This window comes from Kineococcus indalonis (assembly GCF_009906395.1).
GTDB lineage: Bacteria > Actinomycetota > Actinomycetes > Actinomycetales > Kineococcaceae > Kineococcus > Kineococcus indalonis.
Genome location: NZ_JAAALM010000402.1, coordinates 1 through 3,732, shown reverse-complemented (window position 1 = coordinate 3,732; position 3,732 = coordinate 1). Strand labels below are relative to the sequence as shown.

Below are 3,732 nucleotides of genomic sequence, written 5' to 3'. Positions count from 1 at the left end.
ACCCGGTGGCTCGACGCCGACGAGCCACCGGGTGGCGCCGCGGGCGGGGCCGGTCGAGGAGGGGGGGGCGAGGACGGCGTCACCGGGGGCCATGCACCCAGAGTAGTCGCCCCCTTCAACTACCGGCGTCAGCCGATCGGTCGACCCCCGAAGGGGGGTGGTGCCGGGCGCGGTGCACCGGGCGCGGCACCGGGCGCGGCACCGGGCAGTGGCGCCCCCGTCCGGCGGCTCGTGTCGGAGACGGCGCCTAGGGTTGGGGCGTGGCCTCTCGCACCCCGTCCACCGGCTCGTCCGGCACCAGCAGCACCCCCCGGCGCACGTCCCGGACCCGTGCGGCCGCCGCCACCGCGACGCGGCCGGTGGCCACCGCCGCCGTCCCCTCCGACCGCCTGGTGGTGCGCGGTGCGCGCGAGCACAACCTGAAGAACGTCTCGGTCGACCTGCCCCGCGACAGCCTGGTCGTCTTCACGGGCCTGTCCGGCTCCGGCAAGTCCTCCCTGGCCTTCGACACGATCTTCGCCGAGGGCCAGCGCCGCTACGTGGAGTCCCTGTCGGCCTACGCCCGGCAGTTCCTGGGGCAGATGGACAAGCCCGACGTCGACTTCATCGAGGGTCTGTCGCCGGCGGTGTCCATCGACCAGAAGTCCACCTCGCGCAACCCCCGCTCGACCGTGGGCACGATCACCGAGGTCTACGACTACCTGCGGCTGCTCTTCGCGCGCGCCGGGCGCCCGCACTGCCCGGTGTGCGGGGAGCCCGTGGGCCGGCAGACGCCGCAGCAGATCGTCGACCAGCTGCTGGAGCTGGAGACCGGCACCCGCTTCCAGGTGCTGGCGCCGGTGGTGCGCGACCGCAAGGGCGAGTACGCCGACCTCTTCCGCGAGCTGCAGTCCAAGGGCTTCGCCCGCGCCCGCGTGGACGGCGAGGTCGTCGCCCTGGACGCCCCGCCCACCCTGCAGAAGAAGCTCAAGCACACCATCGAGGTGGTGGTGGACCGCCTGGTGGTCAAGGAGGGCGTCAAGCGGCGCCTGACGGACTCGGTGGAGACGGCCCTGGTCCTGTCCGGGGGGCTGCTGGTCGCCGACCTGGTGGACGTGCAGGGCCCCGAGGGCGAGCGCCGCTTCTCCGAGAAGATGGCCTGCCCCAACGAGCACCCCCTGGACGTGGACGAGATCGAGCCGCGCTCCTTCTCCTTCAACGCCCCCTTCGGCGCCTGCCCGGAGTGCACCGGCATCGGCACCCAGCTGGAGGTCGACCCGGAGCTGGTGATCCCCGACGAGGACCTCAGCCTCGCCGAGGGCGCGATCGCGCCGTGGGCGTCGGGCTCGGCGGACTACTTCCAGCGCCTGATGACCGCGCTGGCGGAGGACCTGTCCTTCTCGATGGACACCCCGTGGCGGGCGCTGCCCAAGCGCGCCAAGGACGCGCTGCTGCACGGCAAGGACCACGAGGTGCAGGTGCGCTACCGCAACCGCTGGGGGCGCGAGCGGCAGTACTCCACCGGCTTCGAGGGCGTCATCCCCTTCGTCAAGCGCCGCCACGCCGAGACGGAGTCGGACTGGAGCAAGGAGCGCTACGAGGGGTACATGCGCGAGACCCCGTGCCCGGTGTGCGGGGGCGCGCGGCTGAAGCCCTCGATCCTGGCCGTGAAGGTCGGCGGGCTCTCCATCGCGGACGTGTGCGCGCTGCCCATCGACGAGTGCGCCACGTTCCTGGACACCGTGACGCTGACCCCGCGCGAGAAGAAGATCGCCGCGCAGGTCGTCAAGGAGATCCAGGCGCGGCTGGGCTTCCTGCTGGACGTGGGCCTGGACTACCTGTCCCTGGACCGCCCGGCGGGCACCCTCTCCGGCGGCGAGGCGCAGCGCATCCGGCTGGCCACGCAGATCGGCTCGGGCCTGGTCGGGGTGCTGTACGTGCTGGACGAGCCGAGCATCGGCCTGCACCAGCGCGACAACCGGCGCCTGATCGACACCCTCACGCGCCTGCGCGACCTGGGCAACACCCTCATCGTCGTCGAGCACGACGAGGACACCGTGCGGGTGGCCGACTGGGTGGTGGACTTCGGCCCCGGTGCCGGTGAGCGCGGCGGGCAGGTCGTGCACTCCGGCGACGTGGCCGGGCTGCTGGCCAACCCGAAGTCGCTGACCGGGCAGTACCTCTCGGGAGCGCGCAGCATCGAGGTGCCGGAGCAGCGCCGCCCCGTGGACCCCGAGCGCACCCTCGTGGTCAGCGGCGCGCGCGAGCACAACCTCAAGGACGTCACGGTGGAGTTCCCGCTGGGCTGCCTGGTGGCGGTGACCGGCGTGTCCGGCTCGGGCAAGTCCACCCTGGTCAACGACATCCTCTACACGGTGCTGGCCAACAAGCTCAACGGCGCGCGGCGGGTGCCCGGCCGGCACAAGTCCGTGCAGGGCCTGGAGCACCTGGACAAGGTGGTGCACGTCGACCAGAGCCCCATCGGCCGCACCCCGCGCAGCAACCCGGCCACCTACACCGGGGTGTTCGACCACATCCGCAAGCTGTTCGCCTCCGCGCCGGAGTCGAAGCTGCGCGGCTACCAGCCGGGTCGGTTCTCCTTCAACGTCAAGGGCGGGCGCTGCGAGGCCTGCTCCGGCGACGGCACCCTGAAGATCGAGATGAACTTCCTGCCGGACGTGTACGTGCCGTGCGAGGTGTGCCACGGCGCCCGCTACAACCGCGAGACCCTCGAGGTGCACTTCAAGGGCAAGACGATCGCCGAGGTGCTCGACATGCCCATCGAGGAGGCCAAGGACTTCTTCGGGGCGGTGCCGGCGATCTCCCGCTACATGAGCACCCTCACCGAGGTCGGTCTGGGCTACGTGCGCCTGGGGCAGCCGGCCACCACGCTCTCCGGCGGTGAGGCGCAGCGGGTGAAGCTGGCCGCCGAGCTGCAGCGCCGCTCCAACGGCCGCACGATCTACGTGCTGGACGAGCCCACCACCGGCCTGCACTTCGAGGACATCCGCAAGCTGCTGGGCGTGGTGCAGGGCCTGGTCAACAAGGGCAACAGCGTGCTGGTCATCGAGCACAACCTCGACGTCATCAAGAGCGCCGACTGGCTGGTGGACATGGGCCCCGAGGGCGGCGGGGGCGGCGGCGCGGTCGTGGCCACCGGCACCCCCGAGCAGGTGGCCGCCGACCCGGCCAGCCACACCGGCCGGTTCCTGGCCGAGCTGCTGGGCACCGCGGAGTCCGCCCCCACCCGGCGCACGCCCGCACCGCGCCGCAAGACGGCCGCCCGCGCGAGCTGACCCGGCCCGCCGCCGCCCGCGGCGGCGCGCGCGGCAGCCGTGCGCCCACCGGTCCCCACCGGCCCGGGCGGCGGGCGCGGCGCGCCCGCGCGCTCCACGGCCGGCGCGGGTGCTCCCGGTAGTCTCCCGCCGTGGCACGGCCCTCCTCGCGCGATCCGCTCGGCACCCGCACCCGCGGTGCCGCGACGGGGCACCGGGTGCGCGAGCAGCGGGTGCGGCCGTGAGCGCCTGGTCCGAGCACGTCTGGACCGACCGGGACGGGCACGCCGTCCGGCCCCGCACCGGCGACCGCGACCTGTGCCTGGCGTGCGGGGCGGTGTGCGAGCACCTCTTCGAGGGGCTCTCCTTCCACCCCGAGCACTGGGTGGGCACCACGGCCGCCGAGCGCGAGCAGGCGTCCCGGCGCGCGCTGCACTGGATCGCCGAGAACCCCGAGGCCTACGAGGCCCGCCTGGCC

General features: G+C 73.5%; 2 protein-coding genes. Both read left to right on the top strand.

The genetic code is table 11. The features are described 5' to 3' along the window. Nucleotides 1-359 precede the first annotated feature (359 nt). Entirely contained in the window at nucleotides 360-3,275 is a 2,916-nt protein-coding gene (uvrA, locus tag GTR00_RS16430) for an excinuclease ABC subunit UvrA (RefSeq protein ID WP_407659715.1), read from the top strand. A 220-nt stretch (nucleotides 3,276-3,495) separates the two neighbouring features. Beyond that, nucleotides 3,496-3,732: hypothetical protein (locus GTR00_RS16425; protein ID WP_166612664.1), on the top strand; the 237-nt coding region annotated here is incomplete at its 3' end.